This is a genomic window from Streptomyces sp. NPDC111628, assembly GCF_055635195.1.
Map to the genome: position 1 here is coordinate 1,237,727 of NZ_JBVKBZ010000001.1, position 25,966 is coordinate 1,263,692.

The 25,966-nt window shown below is 73.7% G+C and carries 28 protein-coding genes; 6 read left to right on the forward strand and 22 right to left on the reverse strand.

The genetic code is table 11. From position 1 onward, the window contains the following. The first annotated feature begins 131 nt into the window (after positions 1-131). The gene (locus tag ACZ7MF_RS06040) at positions 132-758 is read left to right on the forward strand and encodes a Uma2 family endonuclease (RefSeq protein ID WP_361004728.1); all 627 of its coding nucleotides are present in this window, start codon (positions 132-134) and stop codon (positions 756-758) included. On the opposite strand, the gene ACZ7MF_RS06045 is transcribed toward ACZ7MF_RS06040, so the two are convergent. From ACZ7MF_RS06045 to ACZ7MF_RS06065, 5 genes are all read right to left on the reverse strand, one after another. Then, positions 715-2,208, reverse strand: coding sequence for a penicillin-binding transpeptidase domain-containing protein (locus ACZ7MF_RS06045; RefSeq protein ID WP_471474755.1), 1,494 nt, complete (start codon positions 2,206-2,208; stop codon positions 715-717). The two genes, ACZ7MF_RS06040 and ACZ7MF_RS06045, sit on opposite strands and share 44 nt — an antisense overlap. Continuing rightward, entirely contained in the window at positions 2,205-3,566 is a 1,362-nt protein-coding gene (locus ACZ7MF_RS06050; RefSeq protein ID WP_471474757.1) for an FtsW/RodA/SpoVE family cell cycle protein, read from the reverse strand. The genes ACZ7MF_RS06045 and ACZ7MF_RS06050 overlap by 4 nt, the downstream gene beginning before the upstream one ends. A gap of 43 nt (positions 3,567-3,609) precedes the next feature. Next, complete coding sequence (locus ACZ7MF_RS06055) at positions 3,610-4,089, reverse strand: SH3 domain-containing protein (RefSeq protein ID WP_471474758.1); 480 nt, start codon at positions 4,087-4,089, stop codon at positions 3,610-3,612. A gap of 107 nt (positions 4,090-4,196) precedes the next feature. After that, on the reverse strand, positions 4,197-5,441 hold the full coding sequence (locus tag ACZ7MF_RS06060) for an ATP-binding protein (RefSeq protein WP_471474760.1): 1,245 nt from the start codon (positions 5,439-5,441) through the stop codon (positions 4,197-4,199). Further along, positions 5,438-6,232 (reverse strand): hypothetical protein, encoded by a 795-nt coding sequence (locus ACZ7MF_RS06065; protein WP_471474761.1) that lies wholly within the window; start codon positions 6,230-6,232, stop codon positions 5,438-5,440. The genes ACZ7MF_RS06060 and ACZ7MF_RS06065 overlap by 4 nt, the downstream gene beginning before the upstream one ends. Before the next feature lie 319 nt (positions 6,233-6,551). Here ACZ7MF_RS06065 and ACZ7MF_RS06070 point away from each other — a divergent pair, with 319 nt between their 5' ends. Continuing rightward, positions 6,552-7,355, forward strand: coding sequence for an NERD domain-containing protein (locus ACZ7MF_RS06070; RefSeq protein WP_471474763.1), 804 nt, complete (start codon positions 6,552-6,554; stop codon positions 7,353-7,355). A 10-nt stretch (positions 7,356-7,365) separates the two neighbouring features. Here ACZ7MF_RS06070 and ligD read toward each other — a convergent pair whose 3' ends face one another. Beyond that, complete coding sequence (gene ligD / locus ACZ7MF_RS06075; protein ID WP_471474764.1) at positions 7,366-8,247, reverse strand: non-homologous end-joining DNA ligase; 882 nt, start codon at positions 8,245-8,247, stop codon at positions 7,366-7,368. 55 nt (positions 8,248-8,302) lie between these two features. Between ligD and ku the strand changes: the two genes are divergently transcribed. Beyond that, positions 8,303-9,385: a non-homologous end joining protein Ku gene (ku, locus tag ACZ7MF_RS06080; RefSeq protein ID WP_471474766.1), complete on the forward strand. Its 1,083-nt coding sequence runs from the start codon at positions 8,303-8,305 to the stop codon at positions 9,383-9,385. 24 nt (positions 9,386-9,409) lie between these two features. On the opposite strand, the gene ACZ7MF_RS06085 is transcribed toward ku, so the two are convergent. The 14 genes from ACZ7MF_RS06085 to ACZ7MF_RS06150 form a co-directional block, all read right to left on the reverse strand. Then, positions 9,410-10,204, reverse strand: coding sequence for an ABC transporter permease (locus ACZ7MF_RS06085; RefSeq protein ID WP_471474767.1), 795 nt, complete (start codon positions 10,202-10,204; stop codon positions 9,410-9,412). Further along, on the reverse strand, positions 10,191-10,889 hold the full coding sequence (locus ACZ7MF_RS06090) for an ABC transporter ATP-binding protein (protein ID WP_471474769.1): 699 nt from the start codon (positions 10,887-10,889) through the stop codon (positions 10,191-10,193). Before ACZ7MF_RS06090 ends, ACZ7MF_RS06085 begins: the two co-directional genes overlap by 14 nt. Continuing rightward, on the reverse strand, positions 10,804-11,541 hold the full coding sequence (locus ACZ7MF_RS06095; protein ID WP_471474770.1) for a TetR/AcrR family transcriptional regulator: 738 nt from the start codon (positions 11,539-11,541) through the stop codon (positions 10,804-10,806). Before ACZ7MF_RS06095 ends, ACZ7MF_RS06090 begins: the two co-directional genes overlap by 86 nt. Positions 11,542-11,563: 22 nt before the next feature. Beyond that, the gene (locus ACZ7MF_RS06100; protein WP_471474772.1) at positions 11,564-12,103 is read right to left on the reverse strand and encodes a hypothetical protein; all 540 of its coding nucleotides are present in this window, start codon (positions 12,101-12,103) and stop codon (positions 11,564-11,566) included. 226 nt (positions 12,104-12,329) lie between these two features. Beyond that, on the reverse strand, positions 12,330-13,076 hold the full coding sequence (locus tag ACZ7MF_RS06105) for a DUF4142 domain-containing protein (protein ID WP_356856814.1): 747 nt from the start codon (positions 13,074-13,076) through the stop codon (positions 12,330-12,332). A gap of 128 nt (positions 13,077-13,204) precedes the next feature. Then, positions 13,205-13,639: a PPOX class F420-dependent oxidoreductase gene (locus tag ACZ7MF_RS06110; RefSeq protein WP_471474773.1), complete on the reverse strand. Its 435-nt coding sequence runs from the start codon at positions 13,637-13,639 to the stop codon at positions 13,205-13,207. A gap of 26 nt (positions 13,640-13,665) precedes the next feature. Beyond that, a complete protein-coding gene (locus ACZ7MF_RS06115) occupies positions 13,666-14,589 on the reverse strand; it encodes a DUF3152 domain-containing protein (RefSeq protein WP_471474775.1) in 924 nt (307 codons plus the stop codon). A gap of 259 nt (positions 14,590-14,848) precedes the next feature. After that, positions 14,849-15,184, reverse strand: coding sequence for a TcmI family type II polyketide cyclase (locus tag ACZ7MF_RS06120; protein WP_115744192.1), 336 nt, complete (start codon positions 15,182-15,184; stop codon positions 14,849-14,851). A 32-nt stretch (positions 15,185-15,216) separates the two neighbouring features. Further along, complete coding sequence (locus ACZ7MF_RS06125) at positions 15,217-15,696, reverse strand: SRPBCC family protein (RefSeq protein ID WP_356862744.1); 480 nt, start codon at positions 15,694-15,696, stop codon at positions 15,217-15,219. A gap of 1 nt (position 15,697) precedes the next feature. Beyond that, positions 15,698-15,967, reverse strand: a complete 270-nt coding sequence (locus ACZ7MF_RS06130; protein ID WP_007444685.1) for an acyl carrier protein — start codon at positions 15,965-15,967, stop codon at positions 15,698-15,700. Between the two features lie 69 nt (positions 15,968-16,036). Next, positions 16,037-17,311 (reverse strand): ketosynthase chain-length factor, encoded by a 1,275-nt coding sequence (locus ACZ7MF_RS06135; RefSeq protein ID WP_471474776.1) that lies wholly within the window; start codon positions 17,309-17,311, stop codon positions 16,037-16,039. Next, the gene (locus tag ACZ7MF_RS06140) at positions 17,308-18,579 is read right to left on the reverse strand and encodes a beta-ketoacyl-[acyl-carrier-protein] synthase family protein (RefSeq protein ID WP_471474778.1); all 1,272 of its coding nucleotides are present in this window, start codon (positions 18,577-18,579) and stop codon (positions 17,308-17,310) included. Before ACZ7MF_RS06140 ends, ACZ7MF_RS06135 begins: the two co-directional genes overlap by 4 nt. After that, entirely contained in the window at positions 18,576-19,055 is a 480-nt protein-coding gene (locus ACZ7MF_RS06145; RefSeq protein ID WP_471474779.1) for a cupin domain-containing protein, read from the reverse strand. Before ACZ7MF_RS06145 ends, ACZ7MF_RS06140 begins: the two co-directional genes overlap by 4 nt. A 181-nt stretch (positions 19,056-19,236) precedes the next feature. Further along, positions 19,237-20,430, reverse strand: coding sequence for a SchA/CurD-like domain-containing protein (locus ACZ7MF_RS06150; protein WP_471474780.1), 1,194 nt, complete (start codon positions 20,428-20,430; stop codon positions 19,237-19,239). A 339-nt stretch (positions 20,431-20,769) separates the two neighbouring features. On the opposite strand from ACZ7MF_RS06150, the gene ACZ7MF_RS06155 reads away from it, so the two are divergent. Together ACZ7MF_RS06155 and ACZ7MF_RS06160 are read left to right on the forward strand one after the other, a co-directional pair. Further along, entirely contained in the window at positions 20,770-22,671 is a 1,902-nt protein-coding gene (locus tag ACZ7MF_RS06155; protein ID WP_471474782.1) for an FAD-dependent oxidoreductase, read from the forward strand. A 106-nt stretch (positions 22,672-22,777) separates the two neighbouring features. After that, the gene (locus tag ACZ7MF_RS06160) at positions 22,778-23,617 is read left to right on the forward strand and encodes a patatin-like phospholipase family protein (protein WP_471474783.1); all 840 of its coding nucleotides are present in this window, start codon (positions 22,778-22,780) and stop codon (positions 23,615-23,617) included. A 57-nt stretch (positions 23,618-23,674) separates the two neighbouring features. Here the strand turns inward: ACZ7MF_RS06160 and ACZ7MF_RS06165 are convergent, their stop codons facing one another. Continuing rightward, a complete protein-coding gene (locus ACZ7MF_RS06165; protein WP_471474785.1) occupies positions 23,675-24,169 on the reverse strand; it encodes an Lrp/AsnC family transcriptional regulator in 495 nt (164 codons plus the stop codon). A 134-nt stretch (positions 24,170-24,303) separates the two neighbouring features. Between ACZ7MF_RS06165 and ACZ7MF_RS06170 the strand changes: the two genes are divergently transcribed. Further along, on the forward strand, positions 24,304-24,984 hold the full coding sequence (locus ACZ7MF_RS06170; protein ID WP_471474786.1) for a nitroreductase family protein: 681 nt from the start codon (positions 24,304-24,306) through the stop codon (positions 24,982-24,984). 62 nt (positions 24,985-25,046) lie between these two features. Here the strand turns inward: ACZ7MF_RS06170 and ACZ7MF_RS06175 are convergent, their stop codons facing one another. Further along, the gene (locus tag ACZ7MF_RS06175) at positions 25,047-25,886 is read right to left on the reverse strand and encodes a hypothetical protein (RefSeq protein ID WP_471474787.1); all 840 of its coding nucleotides are present in this window, start codon (positions 25,884-25,886) and stop codon (positions 25,047-25,049) included. Positions 25,887-25,966: the final 80 nt, after the last annotated feature.

A 25,966-nucleotide genomic window follows, 5' to 3' on the forward strand; every position in this document is an offset into this window, starting at 1 on the left:
CTTGTTGACCGCGAGTAAAGGTGGGGTGGCCGTCAATCGTCCGGCGTGGGTTCGCTCGATGGGGCGCTCCGTCGGCGTTCGTGCTGGGTACGCTGGCCGTGTCCGTCAGACTCCGGTACATGGGAGCGATCATGAGCGCCGCACGTGACTACGGGCTGGACGACGACTACGAGTGGCCCCGTCCGCCGGAGGGCGGCTGGACGGCGGACGACCTCGACGAGCTTCCCAACCTGCCTCCGCACACGGAGCTGATCGACGGGAGCCTCGTCTTCGTGAGTCCGCAGACCCGCTTTCACATGCGCACCATCCGGCTTCTTGAGTACGCGCTGCTCGGTCAGGCGCCGGACGCGTACGACGTCGACCGAGAGTTCAGTGTCAAGCTTGACCGGCGAAACCGGCCGGAACCGGATGTGCTGGTATATCGGGCGGATGCCGACACCGGACCGCGGCAGACGTGGCACCACTCGGATTCCGTTGTCCTCGCCATCGAAGTGGTGTCCGAGGACTCCCAGGAGCGGGACCGGGACGTGAAACCCCGGAAGTATGCGTTGGCGGGCATCCCGTACTACTGGAGGGTCGAGGAAAACGAGGGGCTGCCAGTCGTCTACACCTACGAACTCGACCGGGCCACGGATACCTATGGCCTCACTGGCATCCACCACAACCGACTGAAGCTCAATGTCCCGTTCCCTCTCACGATTGACCTCACCGTCATCAACCGCCGGCCGCCGGTGATGCCACCTCCGGGCCTGCTGTAGAGAGCACCGCCTCCATCACCCCCCGCGCGATCGGCGCCGCGAGCCCGCCCCCGCTGATGCCGCCGCGATCCGCCGCCGAGCCCTCGACCACCACCGCGACCGCGACCTTCGGTTCCACGTCCCTGTCGCCCCGTGCCCAGGAGATGAACCAGGCGTACGGCGTGCCCGAGTTGCCGACGCCGTGCTGGGCGGTGCCGGTCTTGCCGCCCACGGTGGCACCCGGGATCGCGGCCTTCGCGCCGGTGCCCTTGTCCACCACGCCGGTCATCAGCTCCTTGAGCAGCGCCGCCGTCGAGGGGCGCATCACCTCACGGGAGGGGCGTGACCCGGCCGCCGCCACCAGGCTGCCGCCCGCCCGCAGCGTCCGTTCCACCAGGTACGGCGAGCGCACCTGGCCGCCGCCCGCCACCGCCGCCGCCACCATCGCCATCTGCAGCGGAGTCGCCCGGGTGTTGTACTGGCCGATCGACGACAGGCCGAGCTGCGCCCGGTCCACGGTGGTGTCGAAGGTGCTCCGTGCGACGGGGAAGGGGACCCGCAGCCCGTCGTCGTTGAAGCCGAAGGCCTCCGCCATCGCCGTCATGCCGCGCACGCCCACGTCCACGCCGAGCTTGGCGAACACCGTGTTGCAGGACCACTCGAACGCCTCCCGCAGCGAGGCGTTCCGGCACCCGTCGGCCTCGTTCGTCAGCTTCGTCCGCGTCCCGGGCAGGGTGTACGGGTCGGGGGAGCGGGTCGGCGCGTCCAGGTCGCGGATCACGCCCGCGTCCAGCGCCGCCGCTGCGGTGACCACCTTGAACGTCGAACCCGGCGGATAGGTCCGGCTCACCGCCCGGTTGAGCATCGGCTGGTCCGGGTCGGCGTTCAGCCGGTTCCAGGTGCGGGTGGCGGCCGTACTGTTCCCGGACAGCAGCTGGGGGTCGTAGGAGGGGGTGGAGACCAGGGCCAGGACGCGGCCCGTGGCCGGCTCGATCGCGGCCACCGCCCCCTTGCGCCCGCCCAGCCCCTCGTACGCGGCCCGCTGCGCGGCCCCGTCGATCGTCGTGACCACGTCGCCGCCCGGGTTGTGGGCCCCCGTGACGTCGTTCCACAGCGGCAGCGGCGCGAGCATCGGGTCGGCGCCGGACAGCAGGCCGTCCTCGGCGTGCTCGAGGAGCGTCGTCCCGTACGCCTGGGAGGCGAAGCCGGTGATCGGCGCGTACATCGGCCCCTCGGCGTAGGTCCGTTCGAAGCGCAGGTGCTCACCGGTGTCCCGGGAGCCGGTGACCGCCCTGCCGCCGACCAGGATGTCGCCGCGCGGCTGCTGGTAGCGGGCGATGTCGGGGCGCCGGTTGGCCGGGTTGTCGTCGTACTCCGGCTTCTGGACGATCTGCACCCGGGCCGCGTTGACCACCAGGGCGACCAGCAGCAGGGCGCAGAAGACGGCGGCGTGCCGGATGTTCCGGGTCACGAGGGCGTCCCGCGCCGGGCCGCGTGGCTGACCCGGATCAGCAGCGCCACGATCGCCCAGTTGGTGACGACCGAGGACCCGCCCTGTGCCAGGAACGGCATCGCCATGCCGGTCAGCGGGATCAGCCCCGTCACGCCGCCCGCGATGACGAACACCTGGAGCGCGACGATCGAGGAGAGCCCGACCGCGAGCAGCCGGCCGAAGGGGTCGCGGGCGCCGAGGCCCGCCCGGTAGCCGCGCTCCACCAGCAGCCCGTACAGCAGGAAGACGGCGGTCAGGCCGAGGAAGCCCAGCTCCTCGCCGGCCGTCGCCAGGATGAAGTCCGACTTGACGGCGAAGCCGATCAGGACCGAGTGGCCGAGACCGAGACCGGTGCCGGTCACCCCGCCCGCGGCGAAGGCGAAGAGGGACTGGGCCAGTTGGTTCGGGCCGTCGCCCGCCTCGATGGACGCGAAGGGGTGCAGCCAGTCCTCCACCCTGGTGTGCACGTGCGGCTCCAGCCAGCCCACGGCGACCGCCCCCAGCGAGGCCAGCAGCAGCCCGACGGCGATCCAGCCGGTGCGGCCGGTGGCGACGTAGAGCAGGACCACGAACAGGCCGAAGAAGAGGAGCGAGGTGCCCAGGTCCCGCTCCAGGACCAGGACGCCGACGCTGACCAGCCACACCGCCAGGATCGGGCCGAGCACCCGCCCGGTGGGCAGTTGCAGCCGCCACACCCGGCGGCCCGCGTAGGCCAGCGCGCTGCGGTTGGCGGCCAGATAGGCGGCGAAGAACACCGCGAGCAGCACCTTCGCGAACTCGCCGGGCTGGATGGAGAAGCCCTCGATCCGGATCCAGATGCGGGCGCCGTTCACCGCCGGGAAGAAGATCGGCACGGTGAGCAGGACGAGCGCCGCCGCGACGCACACGTAGGCGTAGCGCTGCAGCACCCGGTGGTCGCGCAGGAGCAGGACGACCACGATGAACAGCGCGACACCCAGCGTCGACCACACCAGCTGGGTCGGGGCCGCCCGGTCGTCCGGCGTCTCCAGGTCGAGCCGGTAGATCAGCACCAGGCCGAGGCCGTTGAGCAGCACCCCGATGGGCAGCAGCAGCGGGTCGGCGTACGGGGCGCGCAGCCGTACCGCCAGATGGGCGACGAGCGCGAGTACGCCGAGCCCGGCGCCGTAACCGGCCGCGCCGGGCGGCAGGGCGCCCTGCTGGGCGAGGCCGACGTTGCAGTAGCCGAAGACCGACAGCAGGACGGCCATGACGATCAGCGCGAGTTCGATGCCCCGGCGCCGGGGGAGCCGGGCGACGGGAGGAGGGGTGTCCGCCTGTGCCACGGTGATCCCGGTTCCGGTTCCGGCCTTGGTCATGTCCGGAACTTACCCAAATGGTGTGGTGTGCGCGGCGTCCGGCTCAGCACCAGCGCGGCGCGGGGCCGATGTTGTCGATGTACCGGGCCGCGCCCCAGGCCCAGGTGCCGTCCGTGAGGAGGTACCACAGCGGGTTGCCCTTGACCTTGGAGCCCGGCGTCTTGCAGTAGATGGAGACGACCTCGCCCCGGCGGGCGTACCGGATGACGTCCGCACCGCGGCTCGGCGAGGTGCGCAGGGCGAGGCGCTGGGCCGTCACGACGCCCCGGTAGCGGCCCTGCTCCTGGCGGCCGTCGCTCCCGCCCCACGCGTCGCCGCCGTTTCCTCCCCCGTTTCCTGCGCTGCTTCCGCCGCCGTTTCCGCCGCCGGTGACGGCGGACGTGGAGCCGGCGCCGCCGCCCCACTCGTCGTTCGCGGCGGCGGGCGTGACGGCGACGGCGGTGGCGAGCGCGCCGGCCGCGAGGGCGGTGGCGAGGCCGCGGACCAGGGGCGAACGCGAGGCCGGTGCGGACAGTGGCGACATGGGAGTACCTCCCGGGAGCGAACGGGTCTTCAGGTGACTAACCGCCACATTAGGAGCGCCCCGCAGGCACCGCCCGCCGCACTGAGCCATCGGGGAAGACGCCGTGGTCAGGGCTGCTGAGGCAGCGTCAGCCGGGCCAGCGCGCCGCCGTCCGGCGGGTTGGTGAACTCCAGCCGCGCCCCGAGCACCTCGGCCTGCCCCAGCGCGATCGTCAGCCCCAGGCCGTGCCCCTTGGTCCCGCCCTCGGTGCGAAAGCGCTGCGGCCCGTGCGCGAGCAGGTACTCCGGATAGCCGTCCCCGTGGTCCCGCACGGTGATCACCGCACCGTCCACGGTCAGCACCACCGGCGCCCGCCCGTGCCGGTGCGCGTTCGCGACCAGGTTGCCCAGCACCCGCTCCAGACGCCGCCGGTCGGTCTCCACCCGCGCGTCCCGTACGACGTCCACGCGCGTGTCGGTGCCCGAGCCCCGCAGCACCCGGCGGACCAGTGCGCCCAGCTCCTCCGGCTCCGTCGCGGGCCGCTCCCGCCCGCTCTCCAGCCGGGAGATCTCCAGCAGGTCCTCGGTGAGGGTGCGCAGCGCCGCCACCCGGTCCCGCACCAGCTCGGTGGGGCGGCCCGGCGGCAGCAGCTCGGCCGCCGCGTGCAGGCCGGTGAGCGGGGTGCGCAGCTCGTGCGCCACGTCCGCGGTGAACCGCTGCTCGGCGAGCAGCTTGCCCTGCAACGACGACGCCATGGAGTCCAGCGCGGCGGCGACCGACGCCACCTCGTCCTGCGGACGCGTCGGGTCCTGTGCGCGCGGATCGCCGACCCGCGCGTCGAGGTCGCCCGCGCTGATCCGCCGCGCCACCCGCGCCGTCGTGTGCAGCCGCCGCGTCACCCGCGTCACCGCGAACGCGCCGACCAGCAGCGTCGCCCCGATCGCCAGCGCCGACGACCACACGAGCGTGCCGTCCAGGCCGTCGATGGTGGCCTGGCCCCGGGAGTGGTCGACCCGCACCGCCAGCGCCCGGCCGCCGTCGGCGGGCCCCGCCGCCCACATCGTGGGGCGCCCCGCGTACTCGGCGAGCATCGTGCCGCGCCGGCCCGAGCGGGCCAGCTCGCGCAGCGGCCGCGGCAGCCCCGCCGGGTCGATGCCGGCCCCGCGCCGCAGCGGGTCCCCCGCCTCGTAGGACTCCGTCGCCTCGCCCAGCCGGGACAGGGCCGCGTCCCGCGCCTGGCCGACGGTCCGATTGGTCACCGAGACGTGCACCAGGACCCCGAGCAGCGCGGCGAGCCCGCAGCACATCACGGTGATGAAGACGGCCGCCTTCACCGCCAGCGGCCCGGCCCACCGGGGGAGGGCGAGCCTCACCGGGCGCTCGCCGAGGGCGGGGCGGGTGGTGCGGCCGAGTGCGACACGGAGGGCGACGGTGAGGCGGACGGACGTTTCGTGTGCCGTCCGCCGTCGTCGGTGCGCAGCATCTCGTCGCTGGTCAGCAGCATGGCCCGCTGGTCGGCGTCCCAGGTCCACTGCAGGCGGTACTCGTACCCGGCCACCTCCGAGGGCGAGCGGACGATCACCGTCCGCCCGGCCAGCTCGACCGCGCTCACGGCGTCCTCGTAGGACATGACCCGCACGAGCCGGTCCTTCTCGACGGTGTAGACCCGCACGGCGGTCAGCCGGTCCGGCAGCAGCCGGAAACCCAGCGTCATCTCGGGACGCCCGTCACCGGTCAGGTCGCGGTAGTACGGCCGCAGCACCGGGCAGCCGCCGCTCTCGTCACCGGCGCCGTCCGGGCCGCAGTCCGCCATCCGCACGGACGTCTCGTGGTACCGCGCCTTCGCGCCCGCGTAGTCGTCCGGGTGCGCGGCGATCTCGGCCCGCACCGCGGCCACCGGGTCCGCCCTGCGGATGTCGCCACCGGGCACGGCGACGCCCTTCACCGGCGCGTGCTCCACCTCGCCGATGTCGTACGCCGGACTGGACGCCGGGGTCAGGCCGGGCCACAGCCGGGCCGGGTTGCGCGCGGCGGGCGTGGCCCCGGCACCCTCGAGGCCGCCGGTGTCCCCGCAGGCCGTCAGCACACCCGTCGCGGCGGTCGCCAGGAGCAGCGCGAGGGCGGCGGGGACGCGGACGGGGTGCCCGCGGCGGCTCGGGAGCACTGCACTCCTGGGGTTCGGTGATCGGCGTCGGCGGTCCCGCGGGGCCGCGGGCGGCACCGCGGGCATCGCGGCACCGCACGCGACGCCGTACGGAAGGCCATTTTGCGTGCGCACGGGCCCGCCGGGCTACTCGGCCGGTTCCTCCGGCAGCCCGCCGGCCCGGCGGCAGGTCCGCCGACTCTGCTGTCGGGCAACTGTTCGAGGGGTGGTGAAGGTGCGTCCCGGCCCCGCCCCGGGTCTGCCCAACTCATCCCGAAGGCACCCGGTTCTTGCCCCGGCGGCACCCCGACTGGTCCCATGGACGGGGGTGGTGATGGGCATGGACGGACTGCGCGTCGTGCCGACCCGGCGCCACGGCCGGGAACGGCTCTACGTCTGCCTCCCGGACGGCGGGAACGTCGCCTGGTACGACCGCGAGGAGGCCCGCGTCAACCTGCTGAGCGACGACCGCAGGGCCGAGGTCCTCCAGGCCCTCGGCCCCTTCGTCACCGGCCCGGTCACGGTCGGCCCGCCGCCGGTCCCGACCCCCGCCGAGCTGGCCCGGCTCACCCTCCACCCGGACGACGACCTCGCCCCCAACCGGCCCGGCGAGGCCCTTCTGGTCGCCCTGGAACGCGCGCCGGGACCGGCACACCGGCTGCGTCCCGACCCGCGCCGCCGGGCGCTGGCCGCCGAGCAGGCGACCGGGACCGCCCTCGACCGACTCGACGGCGCCGGCCAGCACACCCTGCACTCCCTCCCGCTGCCCGGCGGCGACCGCGTCCACCACCTGCTGATCGGACCCGGTGGTCTCTTCGCCCTCCACGTGCTGCCCGCCCGCAGACAGCGGGTGCGGGTCACCGACCCGCTGGTGGCGCTGGGCCGCCGGACTCCCCGCCCCCTGCTGCACCGGGTCCGCGCGGACGCCGACCGGGCCTCCTACGCCCTGACGGCGGAGGTCCACCCGGTGCTCGTCCTCGTCGAGCCGGCGCACGTGACCGTCACCGCCCCGCCCCGCTCGGTGCGCGTCCTCACGGACCGGGAGCTGCCCGACCTGGCCCGGACGGGCGGGGTGCTGAAGCCGGCGGACGTGGAGGCCCTGCACGCGATGGCCCGGGACCGGGCCACCTGGCAGCGCGTCTGAGGGCCACGGCTCAGGGCAGCGCCGCCGCCCGCCGCCGCTCGAACAGCGGTGCCAGCAGGTCGCCGTAGTCCTGCACCCGCGGCGCGACGTCCGGCGTCAGGAAGACGAACTGCTCCGCCCGCCCGCACCCGGCGACCTCGTCCCACGTCACCGGCGTGGACACCGCGGGCACATCGCGGGCCCGCACGGTGTACGGGGCGGCCGTGGTCTTGCGGGCCGCGTTCTGACTCCAGTCCACGAACACCTTCCCCGGCCGCAGGCTGCGCGTCATCCGGTGCACCACCAGCTTCGGCAGCGCCCGCTCCGCCTCCACGGCGAGCCCCTTCGCGTACTCCGACACCCGCTCCGAGGACGCACCCCGCACCCCCGCCAGCAGATGCAGCCCCTTGGCCCCGGAGGTCTTGGCGTACGCCTCGACCCCGTCCGCCGCCAGCCGCTCCCGCAGCCACAGGGCGACCTCGCAGCACTGCACCACGGTCGCGGGCGGCCCCGGGTCCAGGTCGAACACCAGCCGGTCGGCCTCGCCGGGATCGTCCACGGTCCACTGGTGGGTGTGGAACTCGGTCACCAGGTTCGCCGCCCACATCAGGCTCGCCAGGTCCTGCATCAGCACCATCCGGGCCGGGCCCTCCGAGCGCGGCACCTCGGCCGTGGTGACCCAGTCGGGCGTACCCGGCGGCACGTTCTTGGCGAAGAACACCTGGCCGTCCGGGCCGTCCGGATACCGCAGGAAGGAGACCGCGCGGTCCCGCAGGTGCGGCAGCAGCACCCCGGCGGTCGTCGCGTAGTAGTGCAGCAGCTCGCCCTTGGTGAGGCCGGCCGCGGGATACAGCACCTTGTCCAGGTTGCTGAGGGCCACCCGCCGCCCCTCCACTTCCGTCATCGGCGCCATACCATGAGAATCTCATAAAACAGTCACAAAACGCCCGAAAGGAACGGTGCTGCACGTGCGCTCCATCTGGAACGGCGCCATCTCCTTCGGCCTGGTCAGCATCCCGATCAAGCTGGTGAACGCGACCGAGAGCCACTCGGTCTCCTTCCGGCAGATCCACACGGAGGACGGCGGCCGGATCCGCTACCGCAAGGTGTGCGAACTGGAGGACCGCGAGGTCACCCAGGCCGAGATCGGCAAGGCCTACGAGGACGCCGACGGTTCGATGATCCCGATCACCGACGAGGACCTGTCCCAGCTGCCGATCCCGACGGCCCGCACGATCGAGATCGTCGCCTTCGTGCCCGAGGACCGCATCGATCCGCTCCAGATGGGCTCCGCCTACTACCTCGCGGCGAGCGGCGCCCCGGCCGCCAAGCCGTACACGCTGCTGCGCGAGGCGCTCAAGCGCAGCAACCGGGTGGCGATCGCCAAGTTCGCGCTGCGCGGCCGGGAGCGCCTGGGCATGCTCCGGGTCGTCGGCGACGCCATCGCGATGCACGGCCTGCTGTGGCCCGACGAGGTCCGCGCCCCCGAGGGCGTCGCCCCGGAGGGCGGCGTCACCGTACGCGACCAGGAACTGGACCTCGCCGACGCCCTCATGGACACCCTCGGCGAGATCGACCTGGACGATCTGCACGACGAGTACCGGGAGGCCGTCGAGGAGGTCGTCGCCGCCAAGGCCTCCGGTGAGAAGCCCCCGGAGGCCCGCGAGGAGGCGGCGCCCGGGAAGGTGCTCGACCTGATGGCGGCACTGGAGAGCAGCGTGCGGGCGGCGCGGGAGTCCCGGGACGGCGAGGAGGCCGGACCGGCCGAGGAGGCGCAGGTCAGGTCCCTGCCACAGCGCAAGACCTCGTCCCGGCGGGCCCCGAAGGAGACCGGCGGCAAGAAGTCGACCTCGGCGGCCGCGAAGAAGACGGCGGCGAAGAAGACGGCGGCCGGGAAGGCGACGGAACCGAAGAAGTCCACGGCGAAGACGGCGAAGACGGCGAAGACGGAGAAGACGGCGAAGTCCGCCGCACCCGCGAAGAAGACGGCCGCCAAGAGCACCGCCAAGAGCGCCGCCAGGAAGACGGCGCCCCGCAGGCGCAGCGCCTGACCGGCGCGAACGCGCTCACGCCGGTCAGCGGGTGCGGTCGCGCGTCCGGAACCTGAAGATGACCAGCCCCACCACGCTGAACCCGGCCGCCCAGGCCAGTCCCAGGCCGAGGTGCCCCCACAGCGCGGTGTCCGCGAACGCGTCGCCCGCGGCGAACTGCATGGGGCCGAAGGACGGGAACCACTGCAGGACCGGCTTGTTGGCGAGCGGGTTGCCCAGGGGGTTCTGCAGGAACGTGTCCATCAGCCCGCCCATGATGATCAGGAAGAAGCCCTCCAGGTCCCGCTTGACCAGCACCCCGAGGAGCAGTCCGAGACCGCCGTAGGCGAGCGCGATGACGGTGAACGCGGCCAGCACGGCGAACCAGGCGCCTGCCGCCGGACGCCAGAAGAACAGCACCGCCAGCGCGGTGTACAGGGCGATGCCGGTGGCGACCGCGGCGACGGCGAGGGTCTTGGCGCCGATGAGGGTGGACTGCCGGTATCCGGCGAAGACCAGCCGCCGGTCGAACGCGAGCGACCTGCGCACCGCGTCGAAGACCACGAACCCGGCGATCATCGTGACGCAGTTGAGCCCGGCGGTGATCAGGGTGAGGTGGCCGCCGTCGACGTGCAGCACCTCGCCGGTGGCGTACAGCTTGAAGTCCAGCGGCTGCCCGCCCGCCATCGCGTCCATCACCAGGTACCAGACGGGCACGAACAGCACGAGCAGCAGCCCGGCGAGCCGGTTGCGGGTCTGGTCGCGCACCGAGAAGCGCAGCGCGGTGGGGAACTGCCCGTACCGCGGACCCGGGCGGGCGGCCTGCTCAGGCGTCGACACGACGGTGCTCCCTCCCGGCCGCCGCGCGTGCGGTGAGGCGGCCGTCGGACAGGTCGGCCAGCAGGTCGAACCGGTCCTGTTCGAAGACGAGATGGGTGATGACCACGACGGCCTTGCCCCGGGCGCGCAGCTCCTCTACCAGGTCCCAGAAGCGCAGATACGTCTCCCAGTCGAAGCCCTGGTACGGCTCGTCGAGGAGCAGCACCTCGGGGTCGTGCAGCAGGGCCAGGGTGAGGTTGAGCTTCTGCCGGGTCCCGCCGGACAGCTCGCCGGCCGGGGTGTGCTCGTACCGCTCGTAGCCCAGGGCCCGGACCAGCTCCCGGCCGCGGTCCAGGGTGGGCAGGCGGTGCGCGGCGGCGAAGTAGCGCAGGTGCTGCGCGACGGTGAGGCTGCCGCTCAGCACCGGGTCCTGGGGGCAGTAGCCGAGCGTCCCGGACAGGGAGACCTCGCCGCGGTCCAGGGCCAGGGTGCCGGCCAGCGCCTTGAGCAGGGTGGACTTTCCGGCGCCGTTCTCCCCGACGACGGCGACCAGTTGCCCGGGGGCGACGGTGAGGTCGGCGCCGCGCAGGACGCGATTGCTGCCGTACGCCTTGTGCAGGTCACGGGCGCGGAGGACGGGCGTTGGGGCGTGCTGCGCCGGTGCTGTGGGTGGTGCGGGCGGTACGGGTGCGGGGTCGGTCGGCATATGGGTCACCTGGGCCTTCCTGTGCTTCCGGAGGTGACGCGTTCAGCCCGCCCGCGTAGATGTCGAGCACCTCGGGGGCCCAGCGGGCCATGCCGTCGGCAGAGAGGGGGTCGGTGCCGAGGGCCTCGCCGATGCGGTCGCGCAGCAGGAACACGGCCAGGTCGTTGGCGAGCAGCAGGGCGGCGCGGACCGCCGGGTCCCGGCCCGGTACGGCGAGCCCGGCCGCCGTCAGTCCGTCCAGGGCGGCGCGGCTCACCTCGTAGAGGCGGCCGAAGAGCAGCCGTCCGGCGTCCGAGTCGCTCAGCAGCAGGCGGCGCAGATAGCCGGGCAGGGGGGAGCCGTCCGGGAGGTGGCGGGTGAAGGCCGCGCTCAGGGACGCCGCCCCGGCGCCGGAGTCCAAGGCCTCAGCGCCGCCGTCGTCGCCGGTCAGTTCGCCCAGCATGGCCTCGAAGACGGCCACGACGTACTGGTCGACCTCCTGGCGCAGCCCGTCCTTCGAACCGAAGTGGTGCACCACGAGGCCGGGCGACACACCGGCCGCCGTCGCGATCCGCCGTACGGTCACCGAGTCCGGGCCGTGGGCGGCGAACAGGGCGAGGGCCTCGTCGCGGATGAGGGCCCGGGTCGTCCGGTCCTCCGGGATTGAACGCATGTACAGCAGATTAAACAGACGTTCAGTCGATTGTCCAGGGGGAGGCGGACGACCGGGGTATCGCGGACGGGGCGGGCTGGAAGACGGCGGGGCTCGCGGCGGCGGACTCCGTCGGTGCGAGGGAGTCCGCCGTGGGCAGGGCGGGGCTCTCCTCCAGGCGCTGACCGATCGTTTCGGCGGGGCCGCCGCCCGGGGTGGCCGGGCCGGTGGTCAGCTGCGACCACGCGGTCACGGCGAGGGCGACCGCGGCCGCCGTGCCGAGCACCCGGCCCGTCCGCCGCAGCCGGGCCCGACCGTCCAGCTCGCGCCAGGCCGGTCCGGCCCACGCGTCCTCCCGGCGCCACGTCTCGCCGACCGTGTCGCGGGCGCGGCCGGGATCGCCGGCGGGAGGCTCCGGCTGCCTGCCGGGGATCCGGTCCCGTGCGGCGGGTTCCCGGGGGGCGGAGGCGTGGATGGCGCGCTCGTCGTCCTCCAGGAACAGTCGCCAGACGTACTCGGGCACGGCCGGCGTGTCGTGCGGTCCATCCGGGGTGTCGCCGCCGCCCGGTCCGGAAGCGGTCATGGTCCCGCTCCTCCTGTCGTCGGCCCCGGACGGACGCGGGCGGGAGGAGGGGAACGGCCGCCCACCACCGGCTCCGGCGCCGGATGGTCATGGCCCGGCGGACTCCGTCGGCCGCCACCTGCTGAGAACGTGCGCGACCGGCGGCCCGTTCCCCGTGCCGCCGGTCGTGACTGGGTCGTAATCGTGCCCGCGCCGCGTTCTCGCGCCAGGCCCCCGCCCCGGGTCCTCAGGGAGCCGCCGGGGACGGAGTGGGCGTCGGGGAGGCGGTGTTCACGTTCAGGTCGGGGCGCGGCTTGAGCACCAGCACCCGCTCACCCGGCTGCGGCGGGGGCGGGGTGACCTTCTCCCTCGGCAGCTTCGCCGGACCCGTCTGCTTGAAGGTGACGTCGTCGTACTCGACCAGCCCGGTCTTCTCCAGCACCGTGATGTGGTCCAGGACGGTGTCGTTGGCCAGGTCGGCCAGCTGCCGCACGAGGGTGTTCTTGGTGGAGGCCCGGATCTTGGCGATGGCCGGGAAGATCTGACCGTGGGTCACCCGCATGATGTTGACCGCCGAGGAGTCGAACTCCTTGCCGCTCTCGGCGTCCACGGTGGCCACGAAGCCCTCCTGCTGCGGGGAGGCCCGGTTGGGCAGCGTGATGCCCAGCTCGGGGGAGATCTCCCGGCACATCGCGTCGAGCCCGGCGTGCCCGACGACCAGGTGCTCCCCGGCCGTCTTCATCGCCTTCGTCGTGCCGCGCTCCATCACCATCTCGCCCAGCGGGTACTCCCACAGCCCGGCGGCGCGGACCTTCACCACGAAGTCGCGGTCGGCCTCGGTGAGCGGACCGAACTTCGTACTGGCCACCACCCGGTTCTGGTTGCCGTCGGCCTTGTCCAGACCGAGCACGGCCGGGAAGGCCAGCGCGGTGAGGGTCAGGGTCATCGCACCGAACAGGACGACGACTCCGATCCTGCTGCGGGACAGGCGCATGGTGCCTCCAGGGGCGACGCGAGAGGGGTACGCCAGGAGGTACGGAAGCGGCGGGCGGATCCTTCACCGCTCCGGCACAAAACTTGCGGGGCCGGTGAGGACCCGCTCCCGCGCCGCCGCCGAGCCGGTCAGCCGATGTCGGCGCCGTACACGCGCTCGACCGTGATGGTGAGCAGCACCCGGCGGTCGGACACCATCGTCGACCGGTACTCCTCCCAGTCCGGGTGCTCCCCGGCCGCGGCGCGGTAGTACTCCACGAGCGCCTCGACCTCCGGTCCGTGCGGGTCGGCACCCGGACCGGTGAGGGTGGCGACGCCTTCGGCGGTGGCCCAGGACCTGCCGTCCGGGGCGGTCACCTCCAGCGTGGCGCGCGGGTCCCGGCGCAGGTTCGCCGTCTTGGCGAGGCCCTCGCGGGTGGAGACCCGGATGACGCCCGCGTCGGGGTCGTAGGCGGGCATGACGGGCGAGAGCTGCGGGCGGCCGTCCGACTTGATCGTCGCCAGTACACCGAGCCGGCTCTCGGCCAGCAGGGCACGGGGATCGAAGCGCGATGTGGTGGTCATGGACCGATCATCACCCGGGGACGGGCTCAGGGCACCGCCGGGCCGCCCAGGTAGTCGCCCGCCTCGTCGTAGGGCCAGGCGTTGGCCACACACCCCTTGAGTCCCTTGATCTGCTGCATCATCGCCGGGGCGGGACGGCCCGCTCCGGGGCACGTCTCGTGGCCGTGGCCGATGCGGTGACCGACCTCGTGGTTCACGATCAGCGCCCGGTACTCGTGGATCGGCCCGTCGAACTGCGGGGAGCCCAGCACCCAGCGCTTGAGGTTCACCACGACGTCCGTGCCGACGCTGCAGTTGACCTCGCCCCGGGTGAGCAGGCCCGCCGCGCCGCAGATCCTGTCGACGGTGCCCGGCGTGGCGATCTTCACCACGAAGTCGTAGGAGCCGCTGCTGACCAGCCGGAAGGAGTTGGTCCCGTCCTGGGTCCAGCCGCGGCGGTCGGCGAGCACCTCGGATATCTCGTCGGCGGCGGCGCTCGGCCGGATGTCGAGGCCCTTTTCGACCAGGACCTTGTAACGGCGCACGCGGCTGCCGGTGCCCACGGTCGTGCCGTCGGACTGGGCGGTGACGAAGGTGCCGGGGCCGGTCGCCGGAATGGCGATGGTGGTGGCGGAGGGCGAGGACGAGGGTGAGGCCGAGGGCGACGGGGAGACCTTCGGCGACGGTGACGCCGAGGGGGCGGGGGAGAGGGAGGGGGAAGCCGAAGGCGTCCGGGTCGAGGCGTCCAGGGCGTCCGTGACGTCGGCGACCTGGTCGTCCGTCACCGGCGGCCGGGTCTCCCGCCAGTACGCGACGGCGGCCCCCGCGGTGAGCAGGACGGCCCCGAGGGCGACGAGGGTCAGGACCGCGCGGGCGGGTCCGCGGCGTCTGCGTCTGCGGGCGCGGGATCTGTGCCCGGCACCGTCCGGCCCGGTTCTCCGGCTGGAGCGGCGGGCGGTGGATCGGCCCACGGTAAGCGTCCTCTCTGCTGGTCGGCGGGGCTCGGCCCGGTCGGCCTGGCACAGCGGCCTGCGTGCTGTCGTGCCCCGAAGATCCAAGCGGACGGACGTGGGAAAACGTCACCGTTTCCGAAGTGTCCCTTCTCACGCGGACATTCGGTCCGTGAGTGCAACCGTTCGATGCTCCGGAACGTCTTCGCCCGGAACGTCTGCGTCGGGGTCGCCCGGAGGAGATCCGGGCGACCCCGACGCATGCGGGGAGGGAGCGCCGTCAGCCGGCGGGGGTCCGCTCCCAGCGGTAGAAGCAGCGCGCCATCGCGTCCTTCGGACCGCGCCAGGTCGCCGGGTCGTACGCCGAGACGTACGGCTCGAGCCGCTCGCTGACCTGGCGGAACTCCGGGTGCCCGGTCAGCCTGCCGATGGTGGGGGCCGGGTCCTCGTCGCTCTCGATGAGGTGCAGGTACACGCCGTCACCGAACTCGAAGAGGCTGCGCCGGTTGACGCCCACCAGGTGCGGCAGCTCGCCGCCGTCGGACTCCGCGAACACCTTCGCGATGTCCGGTGCCGCGCCGGGTGCCATCCGGGCGACGATCAGTGTGTGGTGCATGGGGTGCTGCCCTTCGCCGAGGTCCGTCGGTGTCAGTCGGCGAGCACCGAAGCGGTCCGCCGCTCGCCCGCCGCCTGCTCGATCCGGTCCCGGATCAGCGCCATCTGCGTACGCGAGTTGCGGTTGATGTTGTCCGTCATCCAGGCGTCGTCCACGGGCGCGTCCGGCTTCATCGCGAAGTCCTGCGTCCAGCGCATGACGGTGCCCTCGGCGGTCTCCGCGTACTCCCAGACGATGTTCATGTACTGGAAGGGGCCGGTCTCGACCCGCTGGGCGCGGACCGTGCGGGTGACCGGGTCGGCGACCCGCTCGGAGACCCAGCTCCACACCTTGCCGTCGGCGTCCGGGTGCATGGTGAGCCGGAAGGTGACCTTGTCGTCGTCGCGCCCGAGCACCTCCACGGAGGCGTACTCGCTGAACAGCCCGGGCCACTTCTCGATGTCGTTGGTCATCTTCCAGACCAGCTCCATCGGGGCGGCGATGGTGATCTCGTTGTCGGTGTGCCCTGCCATGTCACACTCCCGTCTTGAGGGCGCCGTTGATCAGCGCGAGGAAATCCGCGGGCGTCTTGCAGCGCTCGGCCTGCTCGGGCAGGCCCAGGCCGTACCGCTTCTCCAGCTCGGCCACGATGCCCAGCAGGCCGAGGGAGTCCAGGCCGAAGGTGTCGAAACCGTCGTCGGCCTGCTGCCGGAGGGTGACCGGGTCGACGTGCACGCCGGCGGTGCGCTTCATCAGCGCCGACAGCTCCTCGACGGTCACCTGGTAGTCCAGCTGGTCGGTCATGGGTGTCCTCCTTGACTCGGGTTGGCCGGCCACGGGCATCGCCCGTGACCGTTGGTCGTCGTTCGGCCGTCAGTGGCCCTGGGGCGGTTCCGCACCCCGGCGCAGCACGAGCGCCGAGTTGGACCCCATCAGGCCGCGCGCCAGGACCAGGGCCGTGCGCGGCTCGGCCGGGCGGGCCCGGCCGGTCACCAGGTCCAGGTCGTGGCACACGTCCAGCACGTGCGGGGTCGGCGGGATCAGCCCGTGCTCCATCGCGAGCACCGCCGTCGCCACGTCAAGGACCGGAGCCGCGCAGTACGCCCGGCCCGTCCCGGTCTTGGGCGCGGTGACCGGCACCCGCGCGGCGTGCGGGCCCAGCGCGTCGGCCAGGGCCAGCGCCTCCGCCCGGTCGGCCGCCGGGACCCCGAGGGCGTCCGCGAAGACCACGTCGACCTCCTCGGGCCGGCAGCCCGCCTCGGCCAGGGCGCCCGTGATCGCGCGGGCCAGCCCCTCCCGGGACTGCTCCCAGCGGCCGGGTCCGGTGAAGGTCGCCGCGTGCCCGGCCACCGTCGCCCGCACGTCCGCCCCGCGCTCCCGGGCCGCCGCCTCCTCCTCCACGACGAGCACGGCACCGCCCTCGGCCGGCGCGAACCCGCAGGCCGCCTCGGTGAACGGGCGGTAGGCGCGGTCGGGTTCGGCCGCCCGGCTCAGCTCGGGGTAGCCCAGCTGGCAGACGATCGAGTACGGGGCCAGCGGCGCCTCCGTCGCGCCGCAGACCACCGTGTCGGTGCCGCCCCGCACGGCCAGCGCCGCGTGCGCCAGGGCGTCCAGACCGCCCGCCTCGTCGGCGGCCACGACCCCGCAGGGGCCCTTGAAGTCGTTGCGTATCGAGACCTGGCCGGTGCTGGCCGCGTAGAACCAGGCGATCGACTGGTACGGGCCGACGTGGCGCGAGCCGTGCCCCCACAGGTTCTGCAGCTCCCGCTGCCCGAACTCGCCGCCGCCCGAACCCGCCGCGGTGACCACGCCGACCGAGTACGGCGAGTCGACGTCGGCCCGGCCGAACCGGGCGTCGGTCAGCGCGTGCTGGGTCGCGGACAGCGCGAAGTGCGTGAACCGGTCGGTCTGGACGAGGAAGCGGTCCTCGACCGTCTCGGCCGCGTCGAAGCCGTGCACCTCGCCCGCGACCCGCAGCGGCAGGTGCGCGCAGCCCTCCCGGGTGACGGGACCGAGACTGCTGGTGCCGTCGGCGACCGCCTTCCAGTGCGCCTCGACGCCGGTGCCGTGCGGCGACACCACGCCGAGTCCGGTGACGACCGCACGCCGGCTCCCACCGCCGGTGCCGGTCCGTTGTGGTCCGCTCATCGCAGCCCTCCTTCACTGCCGCTCAGTACGACCGCGGACTGGAAGCCGCCGAAGCCGCTGCCCACCGACAGCACGTGCCGCAGCGTCCGCTCCCGTGCCTCGCGCGGCACGTAGTCCAGGTCGCACTCGGGGTCGGGGGTCGTGTAGTTGGCCGTGGGCGGCACCACCTGGTGGGCCATCGCCAGCACGCACGCGGCCAGTTCGATGGAGCCGATCGCGCCGAGCGAGTGGCCCACCATGGACTTGATGGAGCTCATCGGCGTCGCGTAGGCGTGCTCGCCCAGCGAGCGTTTGACGGCCGCGGTCTCGTGCCGGTCGTTCTGCTGGGTGCCGGAGCCGTGCGCGTTGACGTAGTCGATCGCGGAGCCGTCGATACGGGCCATGTCCAGCGCCGTGTCGATGGCCCGCGCCATCTCCAGGCCCTCCTTGGTGAGCCCGGTCATGTGGTAGGCGTTGCCGAAGGTGGCGTAGCCGGAGATCTCGCAGTACACGTCCGCGCCCCGGGCCCGGGCGTGCTCCAGGTCCTCCAGGACCAGCACCGCCGCGCCCTCGCCCATCACGAAGCCGTTGCGGTCGGCGTCGAAGGGCCGGGAGGCGTGCTCGGGGTCGTCGTTGTTCGGCGAGGTCGCCTTGATGGCGTCGAAGCAGGCCATGGTGATCGGCGATATCGGCGAGTCCGCCGCGCCCGCCAGGCACACGTCGACGCGGCCCTCGGCCACCGCGTGGTACGCGTACCCGACCGCGTCGAGGCCGGACGTGCACCCGGTGGAGACGGTCTGCACCGGCCCGCGCACCCCGAACTCCTCGGCGACCGCGGAGGAGAGGGTGGCCGGGGTGAACGCGCGCTCCAGGTGCGGTTCGGAGCGCCGGTCGTCGACGTCCCAGCGCGAACCGCGCTCGCTGACCAGGACGTAGTCGTGCTCCAGCCGGGTGGTGCCGCCGACCGCCGTGCCGAGCGTGGCACCGGCCCGCCAGGGGTCCTCGCGGTTCATGTCGAGGTTCGCGTCCCGGACCGCCTCCGAGGCGGCCACCAGCGCGAACTGCACGTACCTGTCGCAGCGCTGGGCGGTGGCCAGGCCGAGCCCGTGGTCGGACGGCTCGAAATCGCACTCGGCGGCGATCTGCGAGCGCAGCCCGGACGGGTCGAACAGGGAGATGCGGCGCGTCGCCGTACGGCCTTCGGACAGCAGCCCCCAGAACTGGGGCACGCCGATCCCGCCCGGGGCGACGACGCCTATGCCCGTGACGGCGACCCGGCGCCGGGTCATGACACCACCTCGGCCGCGGGGGCGGGCCGCTCGTGCCCGGCCCGGCCCGGGCGGCCCGCGTGCGCCCCGTCGCAGGGGAGCGCGTTGCCCTCGGCGTCCTCCGTGTCGACGTGGCCCAGCTCCGGACGCGGGGCCAGCGGCCCCAGGTGGAACACGAGCCGCGCCTCGACGTCCCCCGCGTTGCGGAAGCGGTGGCGCATGTCCTGCGGGATCAGCAGTCCCTGCCCGGTGCCGAGCGAGTGCGGCACCCCGTCCAGGTCCACCTCGAGGGCGCCCTCCGTGACGTACACGAACTCCTCGGAGTACGGGTGGTAGTGCTCGGCGATGCGGTCGCCGGGCGGCACGATGGCCACGCCCATGAAGCCGCTGGTCGACCCGGCGGTGGTGGGCGTGAGGAGGGCGCGGAGGTCTCCGCCGCGGCGGCGGTTCGGGGCGATGTCGCCGAGGGAGACGATGCGTACCTGCTGGTCTGTCATGACGTTCACTCCGGGGTGACGGGAGGAAGGAGGGGGAGAAGAAGGAGAAGCGGGGAAGCGGGGAAGCGGGCGGAAGCGGGAGCGGGGGAGCAGGGGCGGCGGGGAAGGTCGCGCGGCCCGGCCGGGCACGCCGTCGGGCCCGGCCGGCCGCGCGGTCGGCCGCGCGGTCGGGAGGCGTGCTTCAGGAACCGGCCGAACGCCGGTCGGTCAGCGGCGTCATACGGATCCGGCGCAGCAGCCGGGCCAGTGTCGCGGCCTCGGCCGGCGACCCGTCGACGCCGACCGCGGCGGCGTCCAGCAGCCGCTCGGCATCCGCGGCACCCCGGCCGTGCAGGCCGAGCACCTCGGCGGGCGCGTCCTCGGGGTCGCCGTCCACGTCGACGAGCCGTACGACGAGGTCGTCGCGGTGGAAGACGGTGGCCGCCAGCACCGGGCCGTCCGGGTTCCGGGCGGCGGACGCGTCCTGACGGGCCAGCAGCCGGGCCAGTTCCGGACCGGCGCCGTCGCGTACCGGGTAGAGCAGCGCGAGCCGTTCCCGGCGCGCGCCCGCCCGGGCGGGGGACGTCGCGTGGTGGACGGCCGGCATGGCGGCCCGGGTGAAGAACCGCCGGGCGGACGCCGGGTCGCCGAGGTCCCGGTCCTGCTCCAGATACGGGTTCAGCGCCTCCTCGACGGCCCGCACCCCGGGCTGCCGGGCGACGTGGCGCAACGCGGTCTGCAGGTCGCCGCGTACCTCCACGGCCCGCACGATCCGGTTGCCGGACATGAAGAGCGAGGTGCGCAGCAGTCGCGTGGAGCCGTCCACGTGGGCGTCGGGCGACACGTACTCGGACAGCAGCCGGGCGGTCTCGGCCTCGGTGCCGGGCCGTACGGTGAAGGTCAGGGCGTGGCGTACGACGTTGTCCCCGATCCGGGGCGCAGAGCGCGGCTCACCGGGTGCGGGCCGCCCGCCGTCGGTCTCCCGCAGGACGCTGTAGCGCAGCGAGTGGGTGTCGCGGACGCAGGTCGCCAGGGGTTCGACGGTGTCCAGGTGCTCGTCGCTGTTGACCCAGGCCAGGAAGGGCGCGGCGCTCTCCCACTCACTGGTGAGGAGCCACTGGGTCGGGTTCTCCAGGGACTGGCACAGCTGGTCGCTGACGTGCCCGGGAACGGCGGCGACCCGGTCGCGGATGCGCTCGTAGGCCTCCAGGAACTCCTGCTGCATTCCGTCGTGGACGTCCAGCATCAGGACGACCCGCACGCGGGAACCGTCGAACGCGGATATCGACACACCACCGGCGTCCGTCGCCACGGCGGGCGACGTCGCCGACGTCGCTGTGGCCTGCGTCGCGTCCGTGCTCGGGGCATCCGTCGCTACGACGGGAGAGACCGTCATCCGGCCCACCTCTTCTCCGGTCTTCCTCGTGGACTGGGGCGATCGTCGGCGGCGCCCGCCAGGCAGGCGGGGTGCGACGGTCGCGTAAGCACGATCGTGGGCCGTGCCCGCGGGGTCCGCGAACCAGGAGGGTTAAGCGGGTGAAGCCTGCGCCGTCGCGGGCCTCGACGGGCCGTACGGGGCATGCATGAAGGCCCCGGCGCACACCTGTCGCGGGGCGCGCCCGTCACCCACGTCCCTCACCCACGTCCCTCACCCACGTCCCTCACCCACGTCCCTCACCCACGTCCCTCATCCACGTATGTCACTCACGTCTGTCGCAACGGAGGACGAGCAACCATGAACGAAAGAGCCGACCGGTCCGGCGGCGCCACCCAACGGGGCGACCGGACCCACCGCGTACCGGTCCTCGTCGTCGGCGGGTCCCTGGTGGGCCTGTCGATGTCGGTGTTCCTGGGACGGCTGGGCGTCCGGCACACCCTGGTCGAACGCCACGCCGGCACCTCCATCCACCCCCGGGGACGCGGCAACAACGTCCGCACGATGGAGATCTTCCGGGTGGCCGGCACCGAGCCCGACATCCGCCGGGCCGCGGCCACCCTGGCCGACAACCACGGCATCCTCCAGACGCCGACCCTGGCCGGCGACGCGGGGGAGTGGCTGTTCAAGCAGATCGACCCGGGCGGCGGACTGGCCCGCTTCAGCCCCAGCTCGTGGTGCCTGTGCAGCCAGAACGACCTGGAGCCCGAACTCCTCACGCACGCCACGAACCTCGGCGGCGACCTGCGCTTCGGCACCGAACTGCTTTCCTTCGAGGCCGACACCGAGGGCGTCACGGCGATCGTGAAGAGCCGGGAGACCGGCGAGCACACCACCATCCGCGCGGACTACCTGGTCGCCGCCGACGGCCCCCGCAGCCCCGTACGCGAGCAGCTCGGCATCGGCCAGAGCGGACCCGGCGACCTCTTCCACAACGTCAGCATCACCTTCCGCTCGCGCGGTCTCGCCGACGTCGTGGGCGACCGCCGCTTCATCGTCTGCTACCTGACGGACGAGAACGCCGACGGAGCCCTCCTGCCCGTCGACAACCGCGAGAACTGGGTCTTCCACGCCCCCTGGCACCCCGAACAGGGCGAAACCGTCGAGGACTTCACCGACGAGCGCTGCGCCGCCCACATCCGCCGCGCGATCGGTGATCCCGGCCTCGACGTCGAGATCACCGGCAAGGCGCCCTGGCACGCCGCCCAGCGCGTCGCCCGCAGTTACCGCTCCGGCCGCGTCCTGCTGGCCGGCGACTCGGCCCACGAGATGTCCCCCACCGGCGCCTTCGGCTCCAACACCGGCATCCAGGACGCCCACAACCTCGCCTGGAAGCTGGCCGCGGTCCTCGAGGGCTGGGCGGGCGAGGCCCTGCTGGACACGTACGACACGGAACGTCGCCCGGTCGCGGAGGCCACCAGCGCCCGCGCCGCCCACCGCTCGGTGGAGCACAGCCACCCGGGCTTCGCGCCGCCGCCGGGCGTCGGGGGTGGCGGTCCGGGAGGCCCCGGTGGCCCCGGTGGCCCCGGTGGTTCTGGCGGTCCCGGTGGTACGCCCGGTGGCCCGGGGGGTGCGTCCGGTGGGGTCCGCGGTCCGGGTGGCTCCGGCGGTCCCGGTGGATCCGGTGGCCCGGACGGTTCCGGCGGTGCGCCGGGTGGGCCAGGCGGATTCGGTGGCCCCGGAGGTGCGCCCGGTGGTCCGGGCGGTCCCGGCGGCGGCCCGCAGCGCGGGATCCTCAACGTCGCCCTCGGCTACCGCTACCCCCGGGGCGCGGTGGTCGGCGCCGACCCGGCGACCCCGGTGGTCCCGGAGGGCCTCGACCTCACCGGAGCGCCCGGCAGCCGGGCTCCCCACCTCTGGGTCCGCCGGGGCCAGGACCGCCTGTCCACCCTGGACCTCTACGAGGACTCCCTCGTCCTGCTCAGCGACGCCGCCCAGCCCACCGGCTGGCACGAGGCGGCCGCCGGGGTGGCCACCGGGATGCGCATCCCGCTGAAGTCGTACCGCGTGGGCGGGACGCCCGGGGCCGACCTGGTCCCGGACGACGAGGAGACCGACTGGGCGCGCGCCCACGGGGTGACCCGCGGCGGCGCGGTCCTGGTCCGCCCCGACGGCTTCGTGGCCTGGCGCTCCCCGGGCCCCGCCCCCGACCCGGAGTCGATGCTGCGCCAGGTGGTGGGGACGGTACTGGCCCGAAGCTGAGTGAGCGCACGAGCCACCCAAACGTGGACCACTCCCCGTTTACCTGCTAGCGTCGCGCTCAGCAGTGAAACGGGGAGTGGTCCCCAGTACGGGAGGGGTGGCGGACGTGGCGGATACGGCGCTGGTGCTGGGCGGGGGCGGCCTGACCGCGTACGGATGGCAGATCGGCGTCCTGGCGGGACTGGCCGACGCCGGGGTGGACCTCACGGACGCCGACGTCCTCGCGGGCACGTCGGCGGGTTCGCTGCTGGCGCTCGACCTGGCCAGGGGTGCGGCCCCGGCCGACCTCTACAAGGAGCAGCTCAACCGTGAACGCGCCATGCTGGACGTGGACTTCACGTTCGGCATGACGGTCAGGTACCTGTGGGCCGCGCTGGGCTCGCGCGACCCGGAGACGGTGGTCAGGCGCCTCGGCCGGCTGGCGCTCTCCGTGCGCGACGTGCCGGAGACCGCCGTCTTCGACGCCATCGGCGCCCAACTGCCCGTCCGGGACTGGCCCGACAGGACCGTCCGGATGTTCGCCGTCGACGCGCTCACCGGTGAACCGACCGCCTTCGACGCCGACAGCGGGGTCGACCTGCTGCACGCCATGTCGGCGACCTGCGCACTGCCGCCGCTCTTCCCGCCGATCAGCATCGGTCCGGGCCGCTGGATGGACGGCGGCGTCCGCTCCACGACCAACGCCGACCTGGTCGACGACTGCGCGCGCGTCGTCGTGCTGGCCCCGATCCCCAAGGGCGCGGGAGCGAGCCCGAGCGCGCGGACCCAGGCCGGGACCCTCGCCTCGCGCGGGGCCTGGGTCGCCCTGCTGACCCCCGACCGGGAGGCCCGCCGCGCCTTCGGCCGCAACGCCCTGGACGCCTCCCGCATCCCCGGGGCGGTCCGGGAGGGCCGGCGCCAGGGCGCGGCCCACGCGGCACGCATCGGGGAGACCTGGCAGGGCTGAGCGCCGCTCAGCCGGCCGGCGTCCCGAGAGGCCCGAGAGGCCCGAGGAACCGCGGAATCAGCCCAGGCGTGGCTCCGTCAGGCCGGACACCTCGTCGACCAAGGGCTGGACGCGGTAGGGGACGACCGCGCCCAGCGCGATGACCGTCGTACTGCGTCGTACCCCCGGCACCTCCAGCACTTGGTCGATCACCTGCTGCACATGCTGGTTGCTCGTGCCCGCGATACGGCACCAGATGTCGCCGGGGCCCGTCACGACGTGCGCCTCCAGGATCTGCGGCACGGCTCGCAACCGCGCGGCGATGGCCTCTCGGGCCGGCTGGTCCACCTCGAACGTCGTGAACGCCTGGACCACGTGCCCGAGGGCGGCGACGTCCATGTCCGGCCCGTAACCGGTCACCACGCCGGAACCGGTCAACCGGTCGAGCCGCGCCTGCAAGGTGCCGCGGGCGACCCCGAGCCGGCGGGCGATCTCCAACAGGCCCTCACGCGGACGCTCCCGCAGCAGCCGCAGCATCCGCCCGTCGAGCCTGTCGAGTCCCTGTCGTGCCACTGCATCTGCCGATCTGCCACGCGAAGAGCACCCCGATGCCGCTTCTCTTGCCACATAGACAACCAGAGGATGCATCAGTTGCCCAATAGGCACCCCGCGCCCCACCCTGTGGGCTCCCGTCCTGGAGGAGACCCGTGAGGCAGCACACGCACCCGTTCGTCCCCTACCGGCCCGACCGGTACGACGAGGCCGAAATGATCCGGCGGGGCAAGGACTTCGTGTCGTTCGCCGACCGCAGGCGCAGCGTGCGGTTCTTCAGCGACGAGCCGGTCCCGCGCGAGTGCGTCGACCTCGCCGTCGCCGCGGCCAACACCGCACCCTCCGGCGCCCACTTCCAGCCGTGGAAGTTCGCCGTGATCGGCGACGCCGCGACCAAGCACCGCATCCGGGTCGCCGCCGAGGAGGAGGAACGGGTCAACTACGAGGGCGGGCGCATCCCGCCCGAGTGGCGCGCCGCGCTCGCCCGCCTCGAAACGGACTCCGACAAGAGCTTCCTCGACGTCGTACCGTGGATCGTGGTCTGCTTCGCCGAGAAGAGCACCGCCATGCCGGACGGTTCGCTGCGCAAGAACTACTACGTGAACGAGAGCGTGGGCATCGCCTGCGGCCTCTTCATCACCGCCCTGCACGCGATGGGCCTGAGCACCCTCACCCACACGCCCAACCCGATGGCCTTCCTCACCAGGATCTGCGCACGCCCCGGCAACGAACGCCCCTACATCCTCTTCCCCGTCGGCTACGCGGCGCCCGGCTGCGAGGTCCCGGACCTGGCCCGAAAGCCCCTGGCGGAGGCGATCACCGAGCCCCCGCGCTGACGGCCCCCGACCGCCGTGAGCGCCGCCGGGGGCCATCGAATCAGCTCCGAATCAGCTCCGGCTCACCTCCCGGCCAGCCGTCGCCTGCGGACCAACAGCCCACCGGCGACCCCGGCGACGGCGAGGGCGCCCGCACCCACCCCGGCGGCGACCGGCGTGGCGTCCGTCGCCCCCGGGCCCGCGTGGGCGTCCGCGGCGACCCGCGCCCGCCCGGCCCCGGTGTCGTACCCGCCGGCGTAGCCGCCCTCGTCGTACGCGGACCCCGGCATCTTGTCGGCGTACCGCTGGTGCACCAGGCGCTGGTAGCGCGCCAGGCCGGTGCCCCCGGCGCCGACGGAGGCGCGGGCCTCCTCGTTCAGCGGGACCACCCGGCCGTCGGCCACCCGGTACCAGGCGTTCAGCTGGGGCTCCCGGAAGACCACCGAACCGGCGTCGGCGCGGGCCGCGTAGTCGGTCTCGTCGCTCCCGGTGGCGATGTTGACCACCTGCCACTTCCCGGCGACCCTGGCCGTCCACACCGAGGCGGTGTCGCCGTCGGCGTCGACGGCCTCGGACGCGGCGAACTCCATCGCGGCCACGGGGGTCCGGCCCGCCGAGGCCGCGGTGACGAACTCCGGGTTGAGCGAGTACACCGGTACGGCCCTGCCGACCAGGCGCGGATCGGCGGCCTCGGCGGCGGTGGCCTCCTGAGCGGGGCTGAGTCTGCCCTTGCGGCCCGGCGGGAGGCCGTCGCGGGCGAAGAACGTCTCCAGGACCCGCAGGGTGGCCGGGGACCCGGCGGCCCGGTGGGCGTCGGACAGCTGCGCCGCGGTGGGGGCGTCGGCCACCACGGGGGTGTCGGAGGGTCCCGCCTGGCCGGCGGGTGCGGCGGCGGCCGCCGGACTCGGCCCGAGAAGGGCCACGCAGGGAAGCGCGATCAGCAGGACGGTGTGTCGGAGTCGGGGTCGGGGTCGGAGCCGGGGTCGGGGTCGGGGTCGCATGC